This is a genomic window from Pectobacterium versatile (assembly GCF_003932035.1).
Lineage (GTDB): Bacteria > Pseudomonadota > Gammaproteobacteria > Enterobacterales > Enterobacteriaceae > Pectobacterium > Pectobacterium versatile.
On sequence record NZ_CP034276.1, the window covers coordinates 4,207,309 to 4,230,021 of the forward strand.

Consider the following 22,713-nt stretch of genomic DNA (forward strand, 5'->3'; position numbering starts at 1 on the left):
CGCGGTAGGTTTGTGGGCAGAGTTCAGAACTAAGTTTCTCGCCACACGATACAAAAACCCGCGCCGATGCGCGGGTTTTTTTTTACTCGCCGAGCGCTAAGTACAAGTAGACACGACAAGGAACTAAACCGATGAGCGAGCAAGTCATTATTTTTGATACCACATTACGCGATGGTGAACAGGCTTTACAGGCGAGTCTGAGTGTAAAAGAAAAGCTGCAAATTGCCTTCGCCCTGGAGCGTATGGGCGTTGATGTCATGGAAGTTGGCTTTCCTGTGTCCTCTCCCGGCGACTTTGAATCCGTTCAGACGATTGCCCGCAACATCAAAAATAGTCGTGTGTGTGGCCTGACCCGCTGTGTTGAGAAAGACATCGATGTCGCCGCAGAAGCGCTGCGTGTCGCAGAAGCGTTCCGCATTCACACCTTTATCGCAACCTCACCGATGCACATCGCCACCAAGCTGCGCAGCACGCTGGATGAAGTGATCGAACGCGCCATTTACATGATCAAACGCGCGCGTAACTATACAGACGACGTTGAATTTTCCTGCGAAGATGCTGGCCGTACGCCAATCCCAGACCTGTGTCGTGTGGTTGAAGCCGCCATCAACGCCGGTGCTCGCACGATTAATATCCCAGACACCGTCGGCTACACCATGCCGCATGAGTTCGGCAATATCATCGCCTCTCTGTACCAACATGTTCCCAATATCGATAAAGCCATCATTTCTGTTCACACTCACGACGATCTGGGCTTGGCCGTCGGCAACGCCATGGCAGCGGTACATGCAGGCGCTCGTCAGGTAGAAGGCACATTGAACGGTATCGGCGAGCGTGCGGGTAACTGTTCACTGGAAGAAGTTATCATGGCGATCAAAACCCGCCATAACATCCTGAATGTGCACACCAACATCAATCATCAGGAAATCTACCGTACCAGCCAGTTGGTCAGCCAGATTTGCAATATGCCCATTCCTGCCAACAAAGCGGTTGTGGGTGCCAACGCCTTCGCCCACTCCTCTGGTATTCACCAGGATGGCGTGCTGAAGAACCGTGAAAACTACGAAATCATGACGCCGGAATCCATCGGCCTGAAAGAAGTACAGTTGAACCTAACTTCCCGTTCTGGTCGCGCGGCAGTGAAACACCGCATGGAAGAGATGGGCTATCAGGACAGCGATTACAATCTGGACGATTTGTACTCTGCCTTCCTGAAACTGGCGGATAAGAAAGGTCAGGTCTTTGATTACGATCTGGAAGCGTTGGCCTTTATCAGCCGTCAGCAGGAAGAGCCTGAGTTCTACCATCTGGATTATTTCAGCGTTCAGTCCGGCTCCAGCGTGATGGCAACCGCCTCTGTCAAACTGATCTGCGGCGAAGAAACCCAGTCAGAAGCCGCGACAGGCAATGGCCCAGTGGATGCCGTTTATCAGGCGATCAACCGCATTACGGGTTATCAGGTTTCGCTGGTTAAATACCAACTGACCGCCAAAGGTCAGGGCCGTGATGCGCTGGGTCAGGTTGATATTGTCGCGGATTATCAAGGGCGTCGTTTCCACGGTGTCGGTCTGGCAACGGATATCGTTGAATCTTCCGCGCAGGCAATGGTAAATGTATTAAACAACATTAAACGTGCTCAGCAGGTAGAAAAAGAAATTCAACGTCTGCAGCAGCACAGCAACCAACAACAAAACGATAGCAAACAACAAAACAGTCAGGAAACAGTGTGATGACAAAGAGCTACCATATCGCCGTTTTACCCGGAGACGGCATTGGCCCAGAAGTAATGGCGCAGGCCCATAAAGTACTGGATGCGGTACGTCAGCGTTTTGGCATCCGCATTACCACCAGCGAATATGACGTCGGCGGGATCGCCATTGACCGTCAGGGCACACCGCTGCCGCAGGCGACCGTCGCTGGTTGTGAGCAGGCCGATGCGATTCTGTTCGGTTCCGTGGGCGGCCCGAAATGGGAACACCTGCCACCGGCAGAACAGCCGGAGCGCGGTGCGTTATTGCCTCTGCGTAAACACTTCAAACTGTTCAGCAACCTGCGCCCTGCGCGTCTGTATCAGGGGCTAGAAGCGTTTTGCCCACTGCGTAGCGACATCGCCGCCAAAGGCTTTGATATCCTGTGCGTCCGCGAACTGACAGGTGGGATCTACTTCGGCCAGCCAAAAGGTCGTGAAGGTAGCGGTCAGTATGAGCGCGCTTTCGATACCGAGGTCTATCACCGTTTCGAGATTGAGCGCATCGCGCATATCGCGTTTGAATCCGCTCGCAAGCGTCGCAGCATCGTGACCTCCATCGATAAAGCCAACGTGCTGCAAAGCTCGATTCTGTGGCGCGAGATCGTCAACGAAGTTGCACAGCACTATCCCGATGTGAAGCTGTCTCACCTGTATATCGATAATGCAACGATGCAGTTAATTAAAGATCCGTCTCAGTTTGACGTGATGCTGTGTTCTAACCTGTTCGGCGACATTCTGTCCGACGAGTGCGCCATGATTACCGGCTCAATGGGCATGCTGCCTTCCGCCAGCCTGAACGAGCAAGGCTTTGGCCTGTACGAGCCTGCTGGCGGTTCCGCACCGGATATCGCTGGCAAAGACATTGCCAACCCGATTGCACAGATTCTGTCGCTGGCACTGCTGCTGCGCTACAGCCTGGGTGCAGACGATGCCGCAGAGGCGATCGAAAAAGCCGTCAATACCGCACTGGCTGAAGGCTACCGCACTGCCGATCTGGCAAGCACCGGTAGCGCGATCGGCACCAATGAAATGGGCGACGTGATTGCGCGTTTTGTCGCGCAAGGGGCATAACCATGGGTAAGACGTTATATCAAAAATTGTTCGAAGCGCACGTGGTTCATGAAGCACCGAACGAAACGCCGCTGCTGTATATCGACAGACATCTGGTACACGAAGTGACTTCCCCACAGGCCTTCGACGGCCTGCGTGCGATGGGCCGCAAGGTTCGTCAACCGGGGAAAACCTTCGCGACCATGGACCACAACGTGTCCACGCAGACCAAAGACATCAACGCCAGTGGCGAGATGGCCCGTATTCAAATGCAGGAGTTAATCAAGAACTGTGCAGAATTCGGCGTTCAACTGTATGACCTGAACCACCCGTATCAGGGCATCGTTCACGTTATCGGCCCTGAACAAGGGATGACGCTGCCGGGTATGACCATCGTCTGCGGTGACTCACACACGGCAACGCACGGCGCGTTTGGCTCACTGGCTTTCGGTATCGGTACGTCGGAAGTAGAACATGTGCTGGCGACGCAAACCCTGAAACAGGGTCGCGCCAAAACCATGAAGATTGAAGTTACGGGTGATGCCGCTCATGGCATCACCGCGAAAGACATCGTGCTGGCGATCATCGGTAAAACCGGTAGCGCAGGCGGCACCGGTCATGTGGTTGAATTCTGCGGTACAGCTATTCGTGCGCTGAGCATGGAAGGCCGTATGACGCTGTGTAATATGGCGATTGAAATGGGTGCGAAGGCAGGTCTGGTCGCGCCGGACGAGACAACCTTCAACTACCTGAAAGGCCGCCAGTTTGCACCGAAAGATGCCAACTGGGATGCCGCCGTTGCGTACTGGAGCACGCTGAAATCCGATGATGACGCGCAGTTCGATACGATCGTCACACTGGACGCCGCGCAGATCGCGCCGCAGGTTACCTGGGGTACTAACCCCGGTCAGGTTATCGCCGTCAATCAGGAAATCCCTAGCCCTGACTCTTTCAGCGATCCGGTAGAACGCGCCTCCGCTGCCAAAGCGCTGGCCTATATGGATCTGCAACCCGGTATTAAACTGACCGACGTGAAGATCGATAAAGTCTTCATTGGCTCCTGCACCAACTCGCGCATTGAAGATTTGCGCGCAGCAGCAGAAATCGCCAAAGGGCGCAAAGTTGCCGCTGGTGTTCAGGCTATCGTCGTACCCGGCTCCGGTCCGGTAAAAACGATGGCAGAGCTGGAAGGGCTGGATAAAGTGTTCATCGAGGCGGGCTTTGAGTGGCGATTACCGGGCTGTTCTATGTGTCTGGCGATGAATAATGACCGCCTGAACCCCGGCGAACGTTGTGCATCAACCAGCAACCGTAACTTTGAAGGCCGTCAGGGTCGCGCGGGTCGCACCCATCTGGTCAGCCCGGCAATGGCTGCGGCTGCGGCAGTGACGGGTCGCTTTGCCGACGTCCGCGAGTTGAATTAAGAGAGAAACCGACATGGCTAAATTTACCCAACACACAGGTCTGGTGGTTCCTCTGGATGCCGCTAACGTCGATACCGACGCCATCATCCCCAAGCAGTTTCTGCAAAAGGTAACGCGTACCGGTTTCGGCCAACATCTGTTCCACGACTGGCGCTTTCTGGATGATGCAGGCCAACAGCCTAACCCTGAGTTTGTGCTGAACCAGCCGCATTACAAAGGGGCGAGTATCCTCCTGGCGCGGGAAAACTTCGGCTGCGGTTCTTCCCGTGAGCACGCACCGTGGGCGCTGACCGATTATGGCTTCAACGTCGTTATCGCCCCGAGCTTTGCCGATATTTTCTACGGTAACTCGTTTAATAACCAGTTGCTGCCAGTGAAATTGAGCGACGAAGAAGTGGATGAGCTGTTCAAGCTGGTTGACGGTCAGGAAGGTATTACCTTCACGGTCGATCTGGAAAATCAGGTCGTTCAGGCGGGCAGCAAAAGCTATCCGTTCGAAATCGACAGCTTCCGCCGTCACTGCATGATCAACGGGTTAGACAGCATCGGCCTGACGCTGCAACACGAAGCGTCTATTACCGAGTATGAAAAGAATCAGCCAGCCTTTTTGAACTGATTAAAAATTACGGATAGTCCGAAGCCCGCGCTGTTATTCGCGGGCTTTTTCTTTTGAAGTATGACGGGTATTACAATAAGGCGGCAATTATATAGAACGCCAGCATACTCAAGAGCACCGCGACCACAATATTTCTGATAAAGAATGAAATCACAACGCTCACTATCGCGCCGAGAAAATACGGGTTATCAGGAAATGCGCGAATAACGCCGTGGTCCATCAAAATAATCGGTCCGCAAATCGCAGTGAGTAAACAGGGTGCTGAATACTTTAACGCCCGATGGAGTAAAACGGGAATTTTTACCGGTACCGCGGGTTCAAGAAAGATATAGCGATTAAAAAACACGATCCCTGCCAGAACGAATATCAATAACCAGCTCATTTTTCTTCCTTAAGTACAGATGCGATGAGAACAGAGAAAAACATGCCGCCGACACCGGCAATAGCAATGGCACCTTCTACCTTGAAATAGCTCAATAGCATCGACAACAACAGGGAGAACAGGACGCCAGAAAAGGTGCTGATCTTCTTTATCATCGGTACAACGATGGTGATAAACGTGGCAACGATAGAGTAATCAAGGTGATACTTATCCAAGTCGGGCACAGATGACGCCATGACCACGCCAAGAATACTGAAGATATTCCAGAAAATATAAAAGGTGAAACCCGCACCGATTAAATAGCTGGTGCTAACGTTATTCTTTCTGTCTTTCTTTTCACTGAGTGCAAAAAGCTCGTCTGATAATAAAAACCCGATAGGAAGCCGCTTTCTTAATTTCAACGTTGAAACGTATTCACGCAGCGTCAGGCCATATATCAGATGCTGTGCGGTGATAAAAAAAACGGAGATTAATAACGTCGCGACATTCGCCCCGGACATGAGCAACCCTAGCGAGACGAGTTGTGCTGCCCCCGCGAAAATAATCGCCGACATCCCGATACTTTGCCCGACAGATAATCCCGACTGAATAGCCATAGAACCGGCCAGAATGCCCCAAGGCACCACGGACAAACAGAGCGGCAGCATTTCAACCACGCCGGTCATAAAATGCTTCCACGGACTAACGGTGTCTTTTGATTCAGACGATGAACGGGCTACGGTGTTTTCCATATAACATTGCACTACCATAAATAAATCGATAGCGGAAAACTAACAAACCGTCTTTTAAGAGTATTGGATAAAGTTGCTTACCCTTGGAATAGAGGGAAAGCCTATTTATTGGTTGCCTTTAGCAAACTCGCCCGGCGTCAATCCCAACGAGTTTTTGAAATGGCGATGGAAATGGCTCTGGTCGGTAAAACCACACGATACGGAGACATCAAGGATAGCATCGCCTTTACGCAATAATTCCTTAGCCTTGCGCAGACGAGCTTGGATCAAATAGGCATGAGGCGTAATCCCCACCACCGCTTTAAACTGTCGTAAGAAGTGCCACACACTGAGTTCAGCCAGCGCGGCCAATTCAACGAGAGCCAGTTCTCTCTCGGGATAGCTGTCCATAAACACTTTAACATTCAGTATGTTTTGGGTCGAAACGGGCAGCATCTGTGGCGTCAGGCGCGTCTTGCTATAGCGCATCGTCAGCCAGGTTAATGACGACAACAGCAACGTTTCTTTCAATAGCATATTGCCCGGCTGAGCAAGCATATTGAACGTCATGAGTAGCTGATCTGCCAGTCCTGGATCGTGAACAACAGCGTCGGGAAACCACGGAATGGAATCCTTTGAACGTTGAAGATCCTGATTAATCGAGCGGAAAAGATCGGGATGCGGATAAATGGCGCGATAGGCCCAGCCTGTTTCTACCTCGGAACTCCCCGTGTGCACATCGTCCGCATTCACCAGAATGATGTCGCCTTTGGGGGCAACATGCTCTGCACCGGAACGATAAAAACGCTGAGCGCCCTGCTCAATCACGCTGATGCAATACGTATCATGCACATGCCGGGGAAAGCGCTGCTGATAGTACTGCGCCTGCAACATATCCAGACCCCCTAATGCCTCCAGGTGTCTGAAATGTGTCTGCTCTTGCACTACCGGCTTTTTCTGCACGCGTTAACCCTCTTATCATTTGTACAAAATTGCTCTGGCGGAAACGACATCTGCGTACTTCTTTATAGATAGCCAGAAACGGCGTACTTGTTTCACTTATTCTATCAGAAGCGGATTCACATCCCCATGCTGGAAAAAACTGCGAAAAAAAGCCAGCGACGGAGCCGCTGGCCATTGATAATACATTCTTGTCTTTTGACGGCTCTTGGCTTTTTACCAACGGTTTACATCAGATGAAACCGGGAAACGCCAAGATTCAATCGCTCGGCCTGCTGCTCCAGCGAGGCGGCAGACGAGGAAGCCTCTAACACCAGCGTCGCGTTTTGTTGCGTAACCCGATCCATTTCTGATATCGCTAACGACACCTGATTGATACCGCTGCTCTGTTCATCAGACGCCAGCGCGATTTCATTCATAATGCGGGTGACGTTATTAATTTCAGCAACAATCTCGGCCATCGCTTTACCCGCTTCGGATGCCAGCGTCGTTCCCTCTGTCACTCTGGCTTCGGATTCTTTAATCAGTGCGGCAATTTCCGTTGCGGCGTTAGCCGAGCGCTGTGCCAGATTACGTACTTCTCCTGCCACCACCGCAAAGCCTTTGCCCTGCTCGCCCGCTCTCGCTGCTTCAACCGCCGCATTCAACGCCAGAATATTGGTCTGGAATGCAATCCCGTTAATGAGCGCGATAATTTCAGCAATTTTGTCTGAACTCTTGGCGATATCCGCCATAGACCCCACCACCTGTTCAACAATGCTGCCACCGTTTACCGCTTTGGCCGAGGTCTCCGTCGCCGCCTCGCTGGCATGGTGCGCATTATCGGTATTCTGCTTCACCGCAGCCGTAAGCTGCTCCATGCTGGCCGCCGTTTCCGCCAACGCCGCAGCCTGCTGTTCGGTTCGTGCAGACAAATCCGTATTACCGACGGCAATTTTCGTCGAACTACTGTGAATCGACTCTGCACTGTCGCGTACCGAGCCAACCGTTTCGGAGAGCGAATCCTGCATTTGCTGGATGTTGTTCCCCAAAATACCGATTTCATTCCGCCCGACATCCACACTCGCGCGCGTTAAATCTCCGTGCGCGATTGCCTGTATGCGCGACACCCAATACTGCACTGGGTTAATAATGACCCGACGAATTAATAAGAACGTCATGCCCGTTAATACGATCGCCAGAATAAAGGCGCCCGTCATGAGCGTATAGCCCAGAGTGGAATTCCTTTCAGCCGTCACATTAATATTTTTCGCCATCTCAACCCGATAAAGATAAGACGCCTTCAACGGCACATCATACTCATCGTCCAATTTAGACATGGCCGTCGACTCAAACGCATTGAGTTCTTCAACATTGCCCTTCTTCGCTATGTCAAACATGGGTTTGATACCGCGTTCGACATAATCGCCATAGCGCGCTTTTAATTCATTATCGCGGGCGAGTTCAACATCAGAGCGAACCGACCTATTTTGATACCCATTAAACATTTGCTGAGACATCGACAGACGTTCTTCTGCCGCTTTCATACTCGCATTGTAGTTATCAGTAAGACCATTACGTAAGTGATTCACAGCATGTAGCAAATTCATACGCGCCGCACGCATATGATTAGCACTATCAACGAGCTCCATTCGAACATTCAATTCCAGCGTCGAACTATTTAACGACTGTTCAGCCTGCTTAAGAAAATAGGACGATGTGGAAACTGCCAAGGCAAAAAGTAGTAAAACACCAGAAAAAACAACGACAAAAAGGGGTGTCAGTTTGATGTTATGCACGCCGGGTGCAGCGTGCCAAGGTTCTGGTTTTTCGTAAATCGCTATTGACTGATAAGGAACATCGCTCATTTTTACATCCGTCGAGTTATTCAAGAAATTGCTGTGAAGTAAATTGCAGGTAAGCAAGAAAAAATAAAATACCGCCACATGTTACATAATATTTAAAGGTTGTGACAATGTGCGTTAAACACAAGATAAAAAACAGTGGGCTATAAAAAATAATTTTATTCATAGGACCGCCATCACAAAAAATCGCCTATAATTTCAACGAAAATAGTTTCCCTAAAAAACAATTTAGAATGAAAACCATTACACTAAATTAGTGAATTATTTTAGTCATTATTCTTACATTAATATTAATTATAAGAGAAAAATAGATTAACGGAGTCATTCTTTTTTATTGAAAACAAACGGGCTTTAACATTCAACATTATTGATTGATTTATTATTTCGCCATTCTGAATATAAAAACATCACGCTACGACACGCTCAGGTTAACGTTCACCTATGCCCTCGTGTTTCGGCACGTTGTCGCCCGTCTAAAACCGATGGAGTAACCCGCCGTAGCATGCCCGACGTCTTTCTCTGCGAGTATGCATCCTCTCCAGTCTTCTTCTTCGATTTGCTTTTGCGAAGCCGCGCGCAGGCCACTCACGCCGTTTAATCGCCAGCAAAATAAGCGGGTATATTTCATTCTCGATTAGCACTCGCGTTGACAACCGTCAACACATGAACATACCATGACCCTATATCGCGATGAAAAAACACCCAAACAAGCATATTCAGGCAGCCATTGAATACGCATTAGCGCAGGGCTGGCGTTTTTATCCCAGCAACGGGCATGCATTTGGCAGGCTTATCTGCGGCGCGCCGGACCACAGTACCCATATGATGAGTATTTGGTCCACGCCATCAGTCCCGGAAAATCACGCAAGGCAAATCTGCCGCAACGTCAATAGCTGTCAGGCAATACTGAAACAATAGAAGACACATACGGCTTACCGAGGAATTTATGACAACGTATCACTTTTCTCTCACGCTAGTGGGCGTTTCCGCAGAGACAGTAGGGCTGGAAGATGCACTTTTTGCCAGCGGCTGCGACGACGCTCTGATCTGCTTCTATGGTAGCGCTGTCTATCTCGAATTTGATCGAGAAAGCCCGCGTTTTTCTACCGCAGTCATCAGCGCTATTCATGATATCGAATCCGCAGGCATTCAGGCCAGAGTCCACTCCGTCGATGCAGCCTGGGTTGGGATCAGTGACATCGCAGCACTATCCGCGCTGTCGCGTCAGGCGATTGCCCTTCTCAAAGATGGGAAACGTGGCGCAGGCGATTTCCCCTCTCCGGTCCAGCGCTTACGCGGTACATCACCGCTGTGGGAATGGAGCGATGTTGCCGATTGGCTAGCCAAACAAAAAAAAATACCACAAGAATTAGCCGACAATGCTCAGGAGCTTGCCACGATTAATCTGGCCTTGCAGATACGCAATGCCCGTCAGCAGGATGAATTAGCACGTTATTGCGCATTGCTCAGCGAAGGTATGCCATTACGTGAACAAATCATCACGTAAACAACGCCGCTGAGACCTACCTACCATACAAACCACCCGCAGCAGCCAAAGCTAGCAGCAGGTAAACGCCATAAAAAAAGCCAGCGAAAAAACTCGCTGGCTGGTGAAACGTCACCATTACTCAGAATTCTTTTTCTCACACCACCTAGAGCCAATGACGATATTCGTCGTCGGACATGTCTTTCAGGTGCCACTGCGTCGCCTGCTGCAATAATGCAATGCGCTGTTGGGTAGACATCCATCGCAACCACTTCGCTTTACAGGTCGATAAGTAGGCTCGATAGAACTGGGACAAACGGGAAATTGCCATAAGCCACCTCCTCTCTTTCCTTGTTAGAAAGTATCGACGTAATATAGGGAAAGATAAATTGATGACTTTAGTGCAGGGAGTTCCTCTTTTATGTCTTCTCCTCGATTGCAGCAACAGTTCATCCGCCTGTGGCAACATTTTCAGGGACAAACCACCGACACCACGCTGCAAGAGCTGACCGGTGTGTTGAATTGCTCACGCCGCCATATCCGTTCGCTGCTGAACGCGATGCAGCAAGAAGGCTGGCTGGTCTGGCAAGCCGAAGCCGGAAGAGGAAAACGCTCGCAGCTCTCCTTTGTGTATACCGGATTGGCGCTACAGCAACAGCGTGCCGAAGATTTGCTGGAACAGGATCGCATTGAACAACTGGTGCAATTGGTGGGTGACAAGGAAGCGGTACGCCAGATGCTACTTGCCCACCTTGGGCGGAGCTTCCGGCAGGGGAAACACATTCTGCGCATCCTCTATTACCGTCCTTTACGCAATTTACTGCCCGGCTCGGCGCTACGGCGTTCAGAGATGCACATTGCCCGGCAAATTTTCAGCGGACTCACCAATATAAATGAGGAAAATGGGGAAATTGAACCCGATCTGGCTCATCACTGGCAGATGGTCTCCCCCCTGCATTGGCGCTTCTATCTGCGCCCGGCTATCCGCTTTCATCATGGGCGTGAGCTCACAATGGATGACATCACCACATCACTCTCTCGCCTTATTCCGCTTCCACTCTTTTCTCACATTGAAGCCGTAACGTCGCCGATGCCATTCGTGATCGATATCCAGCTAAACAGCCCGGATAAATGGCTACCGTGGCTATTAGGCAGCGTGCACGCCATGATTTTGCCGCAAGAGTGGAAAACGCTACCGGATTTTGCCCAACACCCGATTGGCACCGGCCCTTACGCCGTCGTGCGTAATAACAGCAATCAACTGAAGATCCGCGCCTTCGATGATTATTTTGGCTATCGGGCGTTGATTGATGAGGTCAATATCTGGGTCCTGCCGGACGAACCGGAGGAAATGCCGGTGTCCATCCAACTCCAGTCTGACAATTCTCGTCACGAACAGTTAGAAAGCCGGATGGAAGAAGGTGGCTATTTCCTGCTGTTCGACAAGCGTTCGCCGTTAGCATCACGGCCAGAAGCTCAGCAGTGGCTCAGGCAGGTATTTAACCCGATTTCGCTACTCAACCACGCCAATACCAGCAACCAGCGTGACTGGTCACCGGCCTACAGCCTGCTGCCGCGCTGGCACCATCACCATCCCGATGTGCCGCAATCCCTTCCAAAAGGGCTGACTGAAGTCACACTCACGTTCTATCAGGCACACCCTGAATACCGGATATTAAGCGAGATTATGCGCACGCTACTGGCGCAGCACGGCGTCACGTTGCATATCCAGACGGTCAGCTACGAAGACTGGTATCAAGGCAATGCCGAGAGCGATATCTGGTTTAGCAGCGTGAACTGTTATTTGCCACTCGAATTCTCCCTGTTCGCGATGCTCTACGAGCTCCCGCTGGTGCAGCACTGTCTGGATGACGATCTGCATGCGGACGCGCAGCAGTGGCGCAATCACTCGCTGCCGATGGCGGAATGGTGTGAAAAACTGATCGATAGCGGCCAACTGTATCCGCTGTTGCACCACTGGCTGCAACTTCAAGGGCAGCGCAGTATGCGCGGCGTCAGGATGAATATGTTGGGCTGGTTTGATTTTAAATCCGCCTGGTTTGCACCGCCGGAACGCTGAGAGCCTTTCGCCGCCCGACTTAACCCTTTACAATGTGCCGTTCTCAACGGGGTGCGGAAAATTTTTCGCTGAGAAGATACCCGTCGAACCTGATCCGGTTAATACCGGCGAAGGGATTTGAGAGTGCGGCTTATTGCCGCCTCAAAGTCCTTTGCCACCCTATGATTCTCAGGAGTGCAAAGTGTTAAATCAATTACTACACCGTTCAGCCACCGCGCTGAAAATCAGCCTGCCTTGCCTGTTACTGCTCTCTGCTTCGGCCTTTGCCAAGCCCGCGCTTACCGTTTATACCTACGATTCGTTCGCTTCCGAATGGGGTCCGGGCCCTGTCATCAAGACCGCCTTTGAAAAAGAGTGCGAGTGCGAACTGAATTTCGTCGCTCTGGAAGACGGCGCATCGCTGCTGAACCGTCTGCGTATGGAAGGCAAAAACAGCAAAGCGGACATCATTCTGGGACTGGACAACAACCTGTTGCAAGCAGCAGAACAAACCGGCCTATTTGCGCCACACGGTCAGGACACCCGTGCCGTCACGGTGCCGGGCGGCTGGAGCAATAAGACGTTCGTTCCTTACGACTACGGCTACTTTGCGTTTGTGTATAACAAAGACACGCTGAAAAATCCGCCGAAAAGCCTGCATGAGCTGGTGGACAGCAATGCACCGTGGAAAGTGATCTATCAGGATCCTCGCACCAGCACACCGGGACTGGGATTGCTGCTGTGGATGCAGAAAGTGTACGGCGACGATGCGCCACAAGCCTGGCAGAAGCTGGCGAAAAAAACCGTTACCGTCACCAAAGGCTGGAGTGAAGCCTACGGTCTGTTCCTGAAAGGGGAAGCGGATCTGGTGCTGAGCTACACCACGTCACCGGCCTATCACATCATTGAAGAAAAGAAAGACAACTACGCAGCGGCCACCTTTAGCGAAGGGCACTATCTGCAAATTGAAATCGCCGGGCAGTTGGCTTCCAGCAAAAATCCCGAACTGGCAAAACGCTTTATGCAGTTCATCCTAAGCCCAACGTTCCAGCAGGCTATTCCTACCACAAACTGGATGTATCCGGCGGTTAAAACTGATCTGCCAGCAGGCTTCGCGACGCTCGCGGTTCCTGAGAAAGCCATGCAGTTCAGCGCACAGGAAGTCGCCGACCAAAGGACGCAGTGGATTCAGGCATGGCAACGCGCCGTCAGCCACTGATCGGCGGACGTCTGTGGTCGGGGCTACTGGCCACAACGCTGTTAATTTCCGTTGCCGCACTGGCTTTCGGTGCCCTGTGGCTACAGGCGCCCGAAAGCCAGTGGCGCACGCTATGGCATGACAGCTATCTCTGGCATGTCATCCGGTTTACCTTCTGGCAGGCCTTTCTCTCTGCGCTGTTTTCCACCGTTCCGGCGATCTTCCTTGCCAGAGCGCTGTATCGACGGCGCTTTCCCGGTTACCGCTGGCTGCTACGATTGTGCGCAATGACGCTGGTGCTGCCCGTGCTGGTCGCTGTTTTTGGCCTGCTCAGCGTTTATGGTCGGCAAGGCTGGCTGGCCTCTGCGCTGGGCTGGTTTGACCTGAAATACACGTTTTCGCCCTATGGGTTGCAGGGCATCCTGCTGGCGCACGTCTTCTTCAATCTGCCTCTGGCAACCCGATTGCTGTTGCAGTCGTTAGAAGGCATCGCCACCGAGCAACGTCAGTTGGCAGCGAATTTGGGTATGAACAGCTGGCAGCATTTCCGTCTGCTGGAATGGCCTGCCCTGCGCCGGCAGATTTTACCCACTGGCGCACTGATTTTTATGCTCTGCTTCGCCAGCTTTGCTACGGTGCTGTCGCTGGGCGGTGGCCCGCAGGCGACCACAATTGAGCTGGCTATCTATCAGGCATTAAGTTTTGATTACGATCCGGGGCGCGCGGCACTGCTGGCGTTAATTCAGATGGTCTGCTGTCTTGGTTTGGTGCTGCTGAGCCAGCGGCTGGGGCGCATTCTGCCCGTCGGTAGCACGCAGCAACTTGCCTGGCGCAACCCGCAGGATAGCGCCTTAAGCCGCGTCACCGACGGCCTGCTGATTGGTGCGCTGTTACTGCTGGTCGTCCCCCCCTTGCTGGCCGTGGTGTTGGATGGCGTAAACCGATCGCTGGTTACCGTGCTGCAACAGCCTGTGCTCTGGCAAACGCTGTTTACCTCGCTGCGCATTGCCTTAGGCGCAGGACTCCTGTGTCTGGTGCTAACCATGATGCTGCTCTGGAGCAGTCGCGAGCTCAAGTTACGCCAGAAGCCACTGTACGGGCAGTTGATGAACCTGAGCGGTATGCTCATCCTCGCCATGCCGGGCATTGTGCTGGCAACCGGCTTTTTCCTGCTGCTGAATAACAGCATCGGGCTACCGCAATCCCCTTACGCACTGGTGGTGTTCACCAACGCGCTGATGGCAATTCCCTACGCGATCAAAGTACTGGAAAACCCGATGCTGGACGTTGCCGAACGCTACAACCGACTCTGCACGTCACTGGATATTCGCGGCTGGCAGCGGCTGAGACTGATCGAGCTCGCCGCGCTAAAACAGCCGCTGGCGCAGGCGTTGGCTTTTGCCTGCGTGCTGTCGATTGGTGATTTCGGCGTCATTGCGCTGTTCGGTAATGAGCAGTTCCGCACGTTGCCGTTCTATCTGTACCAGCAAATTGGTTCCTATCGCAGCGCCGACGGCGCAGTCACGGCGCTACTCTTAATGCTGCTGTGCTTTATGTTATTTACCCTGATTGAGAAACTGGCAGGCCGTCATGATCGCGCTTGAGAAATTGACCTACTTCTATCAACACTTGCCCATGCGCTTTGATTTTCACGTCAGGCCGGGCGAGCGCATCGCTATCCTCGGCCCCAGCGGCGCAGGGAAAAGTACGCTGCTGAATCTGGTTGCGGGCTTCCTGATGGCAGACAGCGGGGAATTACGGCTTAACGGAGAATCTCACCGCGAGACGCCTCCCGCTAAAAGACCAGTTTCGATTCTGTTTCAGGAAAATAACCTGTTTCCTCATCTGACAATCGGGCAAAACATCGCGCTGGGGCTACACCCCGGCCTGCGGCTTAGTGCAGAACAGCGCGAGACGTTACGGCAGATTGCCGATCGGGTCGGTCTGGCCGATCTTCTGGATCGTCTACCCTCGCAGGTTTCTGGCGGACAGCGCCAGCGCGCGGCATTGGCACGCTGTCTGGTGCGTCATCAGCCGATTCTGCTATTGGATGAACCGTTCTCGGCACTCGATCCCGCGCTGCGTCAGGAGATGCTCGATCTGGTTGAAAGTGTGTGTGAGGAGCGTCAATTCACGCTGTTGATGGTGTCCCACAATCTGGATGATGCCATGCGGATCGCAAAACGTACGGTGCTGATCGTAGACGGGCAGATTTATTATGATGGGCCGACTCAGGCGCTACAGGATGGCAGCGCCGAAGCGGCCACCATCCTGGGAATTTCACGTCCGTCTTCAAATTGAGAAATTAAGGCAAAGCCTGATAGCGCAAGTTGCTGAACGTGACATCGCCCTCGCCTGAAGCATACAGGGCAGGCCGCAAACTGAGGAAGTCGTACGCGACGTTGTGATGGTAGCCGGACACTTCCATCTGCACCGGATATTTCTTCCACGGTTCCTGATCCGAGGTGCGGGTGTAGAACGTCACAATGTGGCGATCGTTTCTCATCAGAATCTGCACCTGATTGCCCGTAATATGCGGCAGTTTCTTCTCCGCCCTTTCCAGCCCGTAGCGGTGCATTACGGTGCCGTCCTGATTAAACGACAGCCCGACGTATAGCTTCGCGTTATAGAACAGCAGCAACCCTGCCTGTGCGCCGGGGGCAAAATTCGCCGTGACTTCAATCTGGTAAGCCTGATCGCCAGGAATCATCGTCAGCGGCGCGCTGTCCTTCGGCGACGTGCCTTTTGCCTTCAGGTGCAGCTTGCCATCACTGAGCGTGACCCGCTTCAGTTCCTCCGCATTGGCACGGTAGAAATGCCAACGAGCCGGAAATTTCTCGTCGGTAAAGCTATCAGACCAGCCGATGCCGTGAGGCACTGCCTCGCCGCCTTCCGGCTTACGAATCGGTTTGCCAGTATCGAATCCAGCGGATGTAAACCAACCATCATCACCCCAGACGATCGGCTCCAGCATCGCCTGCCGCCCCAATGTCATAAAGCCGTTTTCATAACCGTGATACACCATGTACCAGTTTTTATCCGGCCCTTCGATCAGCGTCGCATGGCCGCGCGACCACCATTTCTCTGAACGATCCTGCGTGCGGATAATCGGGTTATGCGGCGAGTTTTCCCACGGTCCATTGATCGATTTCGAGCGTGCGGCAATCACCATGTGTCCGGTCGGAGGCCCAGCCGTTCCACCTTCCGCCAGCACCATGTAGAAGTAGTCACCGTGGCGCAGCATCTTCGGCCCTTCCTGCGAGAAGCTTTCCACATCCCACTCTTCCGGGTACTGCCATCCCTGATAGACCACCGCCATTTCACCGACCGTCGACAGCCCGTCATCCGTCAATTGCACGCGGTTGCCGCCAGACATAAAGATGTAACGCTTACCGTCCTCCCCTACCACATGGCCGGGATCGCTGGCTGGGTTTTTCAAACCGGTATCTTTCGGCGGCGTCCACGGGCCATGAATATCATCAGCGGTAATCACATACAGCGTTTTCTTTTTCGCCCCTTTGGCGTCGATGATCCGGTTCGTAGTGAAGTAGATATAGTATTTGTCGTTGTGCTTCACCAAATCCGGCGCCCAGATGGCATCAACGGGTGTCGTTATCGCCGGGCCAAGCGGTTCCCAGTTCACTAAATCACGCGAGTGCCAAATCAGCAGTCCGGGAATGTCGTCAAATGACGAGAACGTCATGTAATAGTCATCCCCATCCTTGATAATCGTGGGGTCAGGATGATCGCCCGCAATAATCGGATTGAGATAACAGCCGTTGCCCAAATCCGCCTGCCGCTGCTGTTCAATACCCCGCATCCATTCATTGGCAGGGCCAGCCTGACAGGCTATCGCCTGGCCAATCCCCATTGCCATCAATAAGATACCGCTCAATACGCCTTTCCCTACCACTCGGGACACGCCCATTTGTCACCACCCACTATCCCAATGATTATTTTATAATTTATAACATTGAAACCCTGTTCCAATTGTGAAAGTAATCACGCTTCTCTCGGTTATACGGCGAAAAATCAAGCGGTGAAATTTTCAATATACTGTGACCAATTCGACATATTCAGTTTTTATCCCTTGTGGGTATTGTGTCTTTTTGTACTGCTGTGCTTATATGGATTGACGATTGATTATTCATTCGAACACAACACTCGACCATAAATAACTCGAACATAAATAGGATTCCTGTGACGCACTATTCTTCTTCCACTTCAGCACTACTACACACCGCGCATGTTGACGCGGTCGTCGTCGTGCGCGTGGTCGTCGTGGTCGTCGTCGGCAGCGCGCCGTAACGGGTTCCGAATCGAAGATTCTCAAACCCCGCCGGCGCAAGCCGAGCGGGGTTTCTTATTTCTACCCTCCCCGCTCCGACAACGCACCGGCCCTGATGAAGGATGTAAACATGCGTTATACAGGCGCTCAGTTAATTGTTCGGTTGCTCGAACAGCAGGGCATCACCACCGTAGCGGGTATTCCCGGCGGCGCGGCCCTGCCGTTATATGATGCACTGGGTCAAAGTAAGACGATTCGCCACGTTCTGGCTCGCCACGAGCAAGGTGCGGGATTTATGGCACAAGGCATGGCACGTGCCAGCGGGCGCGCCGCAGTTTGTATGGCTTCCAGCGGTCCGGGAGCGACCAACCTGCTCACCGCCATCGCCGATGCCAAACTGGATTCGATCCCGCTGGTGTGTATCACCGGTCAGGTGCCTTCCAGCATGATCGGTACCGATGCGTTTCAGGAAGTCGATACCTACGGCATTTCTATTCCCGTCACCAAACATAACTATCTGGTTCGCGACATCAACGAACTGCCGCGCGTGATCCCAGAAGCCTTTCGTATTGCGCAGTCGGGCCGTCCCGGTCCGGTGTGGATCGATATTCCAAAAGATATCCAGAACGCGACCATTGAGCTGAGCGAACTGCCAGACGTCTTTCCTCTCGATACGCCACCCGCCATTGCCCAGCAAGAAATCGAGCGTGCTGCGGCCATGATTAACGCGGCTCAGCGTCCGGTGCTCTATCTCGGCGGCGGGATTATTAGCGGCGTCGCGCACGAACAGGCAGTTCAACTGGCGGAACGTTCCAGCCTGCCAACCACCATGACGCTGATGGCGCTGGGTACGATGCCTGTCGATCATCCCCTGTCACTCGGGATGCTGGGCATGCACGCCGCACGATCAACCAATCTGATCTTACAGCAGGCAGATTTGTTAATTGTGCTGGGGGCGCGTTTTGACGATCGCGCGATTGGTAAAGCGGAACAGTTTTGCCCACATGCCAGCATCATTCACATCGATATCGATCCGGCCGAACTGGGTAAGATCCGCCAGCCACACGTGGCGATCAATGCCGATGTCGCGCAAGCGCTGGATCAACTGCTGCCGCATATTGCACCGCAGCAGCGTGACGTATGGCGTACCACCGTCCGCGGGCTGCAACAGGAATTTCCGTTCAGCATGCCGGGTGCTGACGATCCATTAAGCCATTATGGTCTGGTTCAGGCCACGGCACAGGCGCTGACGGATGATGCCATCATCACGACCGATGTCGGCCAGCATCAGATGTGGGTCGCGCAGTCTTATCCGCTGCGTCGTCCACGCCAATGGCTGACATCCGGCGGGTTTGGGACGATGGGCTTTGGCCTGCCTGCGGCGATTGGCGCGGCGCTGGCTGAACCGGATCGCACCGTGGTGTGTTTCTCGGGTGATGGCAGCCTGATGATGAATATTCAGGAAATGGCAACCGCGGCAGAAGAAGGGCTTAACGTAAAAATTGTCCTGATGAACAACCAGTCACTCGGTCTGGTTCACCAGCAACAGGATATGTTTTTTCAGAAGCGCATCTTCGCGGCCGATTACCGCTACAGCGCGAATTTCCTCGCGATTGCCGCAGGCTTCGGCTTTGCAACTTGCGATCTGAACGCCGCCGCCGATCCACAGGCCGCGCTGCAAGAGATGCTCAACCAACCAGGCCCTGCGCTGATCCACGTACTTATTGACGCCAATGAAAAAGTGTTACCCATCGTGCCACCGGGCGCCGCGAACATCGATATGATCGGAGATTAATGACTATGTCAATTCAACTAACTTCGCCAACGCAATCAACGTCAAATCAGGTCACGCTGGAGCTCTCGGTGCGCAACCACCCCGGCGTCATGTCACACGTTTGCGGCCTGTTTGCCCGCCGAGCATTTAACGTGGAAGGCATTCTGTGTATGCCGCTAGCAAATGGCGAAGAAAGCCGGATCTGGCTACTGGTCAAAGATGACCAGCGGCTACAGCAAATGATCAGTCAGGTGGAAAAACTGGAGGACGTCCTTCAGGTACGCCGTCACGGTGAAGAAATGCGTATTTTCGAGCAGGTCGCCGAGTTCTACTGCTAAATGGCTTGGCCGGGTCTTTCCCGGCCTGCCCAACCTTACCCGTTTAACACCTGCCATAGCAGATGGCGGTAAACGGGCATCAGTGGGTGCTGAATCAGTACGACCGACAAGGCAACCGCCGCCACAGACATCACGGGCGCGACCCAGCGCAGACGTCTGAGCGGCATCTTTCTGCTAAACCAGTCATGATGTTTACGCTTATCACTGCGCCACCAGCGCCAGTTTAGCCAGCCTGCGCCCCACACCACGATGGCAGTAATCAGCAGCAACCACTTAAACCCTGCGCTGTTCGTCCCCGCGGGAATATCAATCGCAACGCCAGCCAGAATGCCGGGTAAGAAATAAGCAGGCGGCCACAGCAGGCAGCCGATGATATTCGGCACGGCAAATTTATAAGGCGGTAACCCCAGCATCCCCGCCACCATCGGGATGAGCGGACGGGTCGGGCCGACGAAACGCCCGATCAGTATCGTCGGCATCGGGTGCTGATACAGGGCATATTCGGTTTTACTCAGCAGCGCCTGATGCTTTTTCAGGAAAGACCAGTTATGCAGCGGTGCCTTAAAACGCATGCCAATAAAATAGGAAATCCAGTCCCCTAGCAGGCAACCGATAATCCCTGCCCCCCACGCCGGGTAAAGCCCCATTTGTCCGCTCCCGATCAGTGCTCCCAGCGTTGCCATCATCACCGTTCCCGGCAATAGCAACCCCACCAAAGCCAGAGATTCCAGAAAGGCAACCAGCATGACGGCGATCAGTGAATACGCGAGTGATTGAGTAACCAGATGATCCAGCCACGCTTCCATAAAACCTACCCGTACGTTATAAAAACAAGGATTGTCTGGATCATAGCAGAAGCCGTCAACTCCTGATTTCACCCCATCATTCGATTGTGGCTACGGTAAAACCCCAACACACCGGATTAACGTGAGATGTCGTCTCTCAGGCGACAGCCCCCTCGGCGGGCAGCACGAAACCCAGCAATATCCTATTGAAAATATGTAGCATGATTTATCTATCTAACGTTGAGGCGTGCTTAGCCTTCAGACGGTGAAAGCTTGTGCGTTTTGATAAATATCAACTATTCTTATTATAAGGACACACGCAATATCATTTTCTAATTCAAGTCGTTAGTACCACTTCAGTAATGTCGTTTTCTGGTCAATTCTTTTGCACCGACGGGCATCTACACTTATGATAGCGGTCATTTTTTGCCACCGTGCCACACTGCCACTATGTTTTTTAAACTACTCAACCATTTCGGATTACGACGTCTTATCCTACTCTTGGCAGTGGCGAGCGCCTTGGTAACACTGGCAAACAGTTTTTATGCCAGCTATCGCGTTCAGCGAGAGCTTCTGATTGATAACACCCTTGAAGCCAACCGTGTTTACGCCACCAAGCTTGCGGCGATGACCCATTCTTTCTTTAAAGAATCCCAGCAGCAGTTAGCCTACAGCGCCAATATCGTCTCTACCCAAATGGATGATAAGGCCAGTCTGTTTAAAGAAGCCGACCGCCTGCGGCTACAGACCAGCCATTTCAACTCTGTCGTCATTGCAGATGAAAAAGGTATTGTCCGAGCCACATCACCGGATACGTTCCAATTAATCGGGAGAAGCCTGACAACAGAAGGCGCTCTCGAAGCCCTGAAAGAAAAGCAGCCTCTTATCAGCCAGCCCTATGTCTCTGCCGCCAATAACCTCATTGTGCTGATATCTTCGCCGATCTTCACACGGGATGGCCGCTACAAAGGGTTTATCGGTGGATCCATCTATCTTAAGCAGCCCAGCGTTCTTAATACGCTCTTAGACAAACACTATTACCGCGATGGTTCTTACATTTATGTCACCGATAAGAACAAAAAAATGCTGTATCACCGTGACATGGAGCGTATTGGCAAAACAGAAACCAATAATCTGAAGATCGATGCGTATCACGAAAACAATGGCAGCCAGCATATGGTGAACTATCTGGGTGAAACCATGCTAGCGGGTTACGCCGTTGAAGCCACCTCACAGTGGCAGATTGTAGCGCTCCGCCCGATAGACATCACGCTGAAGCCTCTCGATAGCCTGATGCTGAACGTGCTGCGTCACACGCTTCCGCTCGCGCTTTTAACTATTTTCTGCGTCTGGCTGCTTGCCCGACTCATCGCCCAGCCTCTGTGGCTATTGGCACGCAGCGCCAATAAGATGGATGCGACGGACGTCTCCGATGACATCAGAAATATCCACTCCTGGTATTTCGAAGCCTCGCAGCTCAAACAGGCCATGCTGTTGGGTATCGATTTACTCCAGCGCAAAATTGGTAAGTTGCGTTCTGAGGCACACTCAGACCCGATGACCGAACTGCTCAATCGCCGTGGATTGGATAGCGTGCTCCGCTACTGGCAGATGGGGCAGAAAAGCTTTGCGGTCATCGCGCTGGATATCGATCGTTTCAAGCGCATCAATGACACCTACGGTCACGATGTCGGCGACAATGTCATTCGCTATCTCTCACAGCTTATTCGCACCAGCTCACGCGATGCTGACATACTGTGCCGCAGCGGCGGTGAAGAATTTTTGATCCTGCTGCCGGAAACCAGCCTCGACGTCGCACTCAACATTGCCGAACGGCTACGACAGCGCATGCAGGAATCGACCATTCCTGTCGTGGGCAATATCACCATCTCATTAGGCGTTGCCATGTGGGAACCGGGCGTCAGCGATATGCCAATCGAGCGCACCTTCAAGCTGGCCGATGAAGCTCTTTACCAAGCCAAACAGGAAGGCCGCAACCGCGTGGTCTCTGCCTCCAGCGGAGAGCAGTAATCCAATCCCTCTTCTTTA

Annotated in this window: 21 protein-coding genes and 1 riboswitch; of the genes, 14 read left to right on the plus strand and 7 right to left on the minus strand. The window is 52.7% G+C overall.

Annotated features, from left to right (window positions below):
* The first annotated feature begins 131 nt into the window (after positions 1–131).
* Genes leuA through leuD form a run of 4 tightly spaced genes read left to right on the plus strand, consistent with a single transcriptional unit; the run spans position 132 to position 4,840 of the window.
* The gene (leuA, locus tag EIP93_RS19040) at positions 132–1,730 is read left to right on the plus strand and encodes a 2-isopropylmalate synthase (protein ID WP_010298061.1); all 1,599 of its coding nucleotides are present in this window, start codon (positions 132–134) and stop codon (positions 1,728–1,730) included.
* The gene (gene leuB, locus EIP93_RS19045; RefSeq protein ID WP_039465791.1) at positions 1,730–2,821 is read left to right on the plus strand and encodes a 3-isopropylmalate dehydrogenase; all 1,092 of its coding nucleotides are present in this window, start codon (positions 1,730–1,732) and stop codon (positions 2,819–2,821) included. Before leuA ends, leuB begins: the two co-directional genes overlap by 1 nt.
* A gap of 2 nt (positions 2,822–2,823) precedes the next feature.
* Positions 2,824–4,224 (plus strand): 3-isopropylmalate dehydratase large subunit, encoded by a 1,401-nt coding sequence (leuC, locus tag EIP93_RS19050; protein ID WP_103861880.1) that lies wholly within the window; start codon positions 2,824–2,826, stop codon positions 4,222–4,224.
* A gap of 13 nt (positions 4,225–4,237) precedes the next feature.
* A complete protein-coding gene (gene leuD / locus EIP93_RS19055) occupies positions 4,238–4,840 on the plus strand; it encodes a 3-isopropylmalate dehydratase small subunit (protein ID WP_095992907.1) in 603 nt (200 codons plus the stop codon).
* A 70-nt stretch (positions 4,841–4,910) separates the two neighbouring features.
* On the opposite strand, the gene EIP93_RS19060 is transcribed toward leuD, so the two are convergent.
* From EIP93_RS19060 to EIP93_RS19075, 4 genes are all read right to left on the minus strand, one after another.
* Positions 4,911–5,222 carry an AzlD domain-containing protein gene (locus tag EIP93_RS19060; RefSeq protein WP_103861881.1) on the minus strand — a complete coding sequence of 104 codons (312 nt, stop codon included), beginning with the start codon at positions 5,220–5,222 and terminating at the stop codon, positions 4,911–4,913.
* Positions 5,219–5,953: an AzlC family ABC transporter permease gene (locus EIP93_RS19065; RefSeq protein WP_103861882.1), complete on the minus strand. Its 735-nt coding sequence runs from the start codon at positions 5,951–5,953 to the stop codon at positions 5,219–5,221. Before EIP93_RS19065 ends, EIP93_RS19060 begins: the two co-directional genes overlap by 4 nt.
* A 105-nt stretch (positions 5,954–6,058) precedes the next feature.
* Entirely contained in the window at positions 6,059–6,895 is an 837-nt protein-coding gene (locus EIP93_RS19070) for an AraC family transcriptional regulator (RefSeq protein WP_103861883.1), read from the minus strand.
* A gap of 224 nt (positions 6,896–7,119) precedes the next feature.
* The gene (locus tag EIP93_RS19075) at positions 7,120–8,739 is read right to left on the minus strand and encodes a methyl-accepting chemotaxis protein (protein ID WP_103942236.1); all 1,620 of its coding nucleotides are present in this window, start codon (positions 8,737–8,739) and stop codon (positions 7,120–7,122) included.
* 687 nt (positions 8,740–9,426) lie between these two features.
* Here EIP93_RS19075 and EIP93_RS22965 point away from each other — a divergent pair.
* Both EIP93_RS22965 and EIP93_RS19085 read left to right on the plus strand, forming a co-directional pair.
* On the plus strand, positions 9,427–9,654 hold the full coding sequence (locus EIP93_RS22965; protein ID WP_125233128.1) for a hypothetical protein: 228 nt from the start codon (positions 9,427–9,429) through the stop codon (positions 9,652–9,654).
* 28 nt (positions 9,655–9,682) lie between these two features.
* Positions 9,683–10,243, plus strand: coding sequence for a helix-turn-helix transcriptional regulator (locus EIP93_RS19085; protein ID WP_125233129.1), 561 nt, complete (start codon positions 9,683–9,685; stop codon positions 10,241–10,243).
* 145 nt (positions 10,244–10,388) lie between these two features.
* Here EIP93_RS19085 and sgrT read toward each other — a convergent pair whose 3' ends face one another.
* Positions 10,389–10,553: a glucose uptake inhibitor SgrT gene (gene sgrT / locus EIP93_RS19090; RefSeq protein WP_039483441.1), complete on the minus strand. Its 165-nt coding sequence runs from the start codon at positions 10,551–10,553 to the stop codon at positions 10,389–10,391.
* 90 nt (positions 10,554–10,643) lie between these two features.
* Here sgrT and sgrR point away from each other — a divergent pair, with 90 nt between their 5' ends.
* The 4 genes from sgrR to thiQ all read left to right on the plus strand — a co-directional run bounded on the left by sgrR (position 10,644) and on the right by thiQ (position 15,780).
* Positions 10,644–12,302 carry an HTH-type transcriptional regulator SgrR gene (sgrR, locus tag EIP93_RS19095; protein WP_125233130.1) on the plus strand — a complete coding sequence of 553 codons (1,659 nt, stop codon included), beginning with the start codon at positions 10,644–10,646 and terminating at the stop codon, positions 12,300–12,302.
* Between the two features lie 37 nt (positions 12,303–12,339).
* A riboswitch (TPP riboswitch) is annotated at positions 12,340–12,436 on the plus strand.
* 83 nt (positions 12,437–12,519) lie between these two features.
* Positions 12,520–13,500: a thiamine ABC transporter substrate binding subunit gene (thiB, locus tag EIP93_RS19100; RefSeq protein WP_145963920.1), complete on the plus strand. Its 981-nt coding sequence runs from the start codon at positions 12,520–12,522 to the stop codon at positions 13,498–13,500.
* Complete coding sequence (thiP, locus tag EIP93_RS19105) at positions 13,476–15,083, plus strand: thiamine/thiamine pyrophosphate ABC transporter permease ThiP (RefSeq protein WP_125233131.1); 1,608 nt, start codon at positions 13,476–13,478, stop codon at positions 15,081–15,083. The genes thiB and thiP overlap by 25 nt, the downstream gene beginning before the upstream one ends.
* Positions 15,070–15,780: a thiamine ABC transporter ATP-binding protein ThiQ gene (thiQ, locus tag EIP93_RS19110; protein ID WP_103942230.1), complete on the plus strand. Its 711-nt coding sequence runs from the start codon at positions 15,070–15,072 to the stop codon at positions 15,778–15,780. Before thiP ends, thiQ begins: the two co-directional genes overlap by 14 nt.
* 4 nt (positions 15,781–15,784) lie before the next feature.
* On the opposite strand, the gene EIP93_RS19115 is transcribed toward thiQ, so the two are convergent.
* A complete protein-coding gene (locus EIP93_RS19115) occupies positions 15,785–17,407 on the minus strand; it encodes a family 43 glycosylhydrolase (RefSeq protein ID WP_125233132.1) in 1,623 nt (540 codons plus the stop codon).
* A gap of 272 nt (positions 17,408–17,679) precedes the next feature.
* Here EIP93_RS19115 and EIP93_RS23110 point away from each other — a divergent pair, with 272 nt between their 5' ends.
* The 3 genes from EIP93_RS23110 to ilvN all read left to right on the plus strand — a co-directional run bounded on the left by EIP93_RS23110 (position 17,680) and on the right by ilvN (position 19,879).
* A complete protein-coding gene (locus EIP93_RS23110; RefSeq protein ID WP_072012954.1) occupies positions 17,680–17,787 on the plus strand; it encodes an ilvB operon leader peptide IvbL in 108 nt (35 codons plus the stop codon).
* A 110-nt stretch (positions 17,788–17,897) separates the two neighbouring features.
* Positions 17,898–19,562 (plus strand): acetolactate synthase large subunit, encoded by a 1,665-nt coding sequence (gene ilvB, locus EIP93_RS19125; protein ID WP_164498019.1) that lies wholly within the window; start codon positions 17,898–17,900, stop codon positions 19,560–19,562.
* A 5-nt stretch (positions 19,563–19,567) separates the two neighbouring features.
* A complete protein-coding gene (gene ilvN, locus EIP93_RS19130) occupies positions 19,568–19,879 on the plus strand; it encodes an acetolactate synthase small subunit (protein WP_103162297.1) in 312 nt (103 codons plus the stop codon).
* Positions 19,880–19,914: 35 nt separating this feature from the next.
* On the opposite strand, the gene EIP93_RS19135 is transcribed toward ilvN, so the two are convergent.
* A complete protein-coding gene (locus EIP93_RS19135) occupies positions 19,915–20,685 on the minus strand; it encodes a DedA family protein (protein ID WP_105879804.1) in 771 nt (256 codons plus the stop codon).
* 429 nt (positions 20,686–21,114) lie between these two features.
* On the opposite strand from EIP93_RS19135, the gene EIP93_RS19140 reads away from it, so the two are divergent.
* Positions 21,115–22,695, plus strand: a complete 1,581-nt coding sequence (locus tag EIP93_RS19140; protein ID WP_125233134.1) for a sensor domain-containing diguanylate cyclase — start codon at positions 21,115–21,117, stop codon at positions 22,693–22,695.
* The last annotated feature ends 18 nt before the right edge of the window (positions 22,696–22,713 follow it).